Source organism: Neisseria sp. P0009.S007 (genome assembly GCF_051962515.1).
In genome coordinates this window covers 1-975 of the sequence record NZ_JBQCVF010000578.1, presented here as the reverse complement: position 1 = coordinate 975, position 975 = coordinate 1, and the positions used below count along the sequence as shown (strand labels likewise).

Sequence of the window (975 nt, the reverse complement as noted above, 5' to 3'; positions counted from 1 at the left end):
CTTATCCCGAACCATCGGACAACCTGAAAACATTGGCGGCATGCTTGGAAAGCATGGGCGTGAAAACCGTATTTGATACGTGGCAAAACCATCCGTCTGCGACGTTTTTACTGCCTTTGTGCGCATGGGATTATGCCGCCGAACCTGAAGCCTTCCGCCAATGGCTGGAGCAAGCCGAGCAGGCGGGGCAGCATTTTATCAATCCGCCCGAGCTGATGGCTTGGAATATGGAAAAGACTTATTTGTGCGATTTGGCGGCGCGTGGCTCGCAAGTGATTCCCAGCGTATTTGTTCCGCCGCAAAAAGCCGAATTGGCGGACATACTGAACCAACAAGGTTGGACGGAAGCGGTCATCAAGCCTGCATTCGGGCAGAGCGGCAAAGGCGTGGTCAAAGTTTGTGCGGACGCATTGGACGTGAACATGGCGGATTATCCGCAAGGCATGATTGTTCAACCGTATATCCGTGAAATCGAAACGGCGGGCGAAACCTCGCTGGTGTTTTTCAACGGCATATTCAGCCATGCCGTGCGCCGTCAGCCGCCCCAAGGCGAATGGCGCGCCAACTCGGCCTATGGCGTGTCGGTGTTTGGTATTGAGCCGCCCGAGTTTGCCATCAGTGCCGCGCAAGACGTACTGGCCACTTTGCCGCAAATGCCGGTTTACGCCCGCGTGGACGGCACATTGGTCGGCGACACATTCCTGCTCAATGAGTTGGAACTCATCGAGCCTGCCCTGTATTTGCACACCAGCGAAGGCACGACGGAACGCTTTGCCCGAGTGTTGGCGCAGTTGCTTGGACAACATTCATCAACCTGACTTTATAAATAACAAGCCTCAGGCCGTCTGAAAACCATCTTTCAGACGGTCTGAGGCTTTTTTTAAACAAGATTTGCGCATTTGTATTTTTCAATAATGTGCCATTTGTCGATTGTGTCATTTTAATTGTTGCAGTCTTAATTGATGGTTGATTAAC

Annotated in this window: 1 protein-coding gene; it reads left to right on the top strand. The window is 52.1% G+C overall.

Features of this window, described 5'->3' with window-relative positions; translation table 11 throughout:
• Positions 1-818 (top strand): ATP-grasp domain-containing protein (locus ACTHS3_RS14920; protein WP_440368362.1); only part of this gene is annotated, 818 nt, incomplete at its 5' end.
• Positions 819-975: the final 157 nt, after the last annotated feature.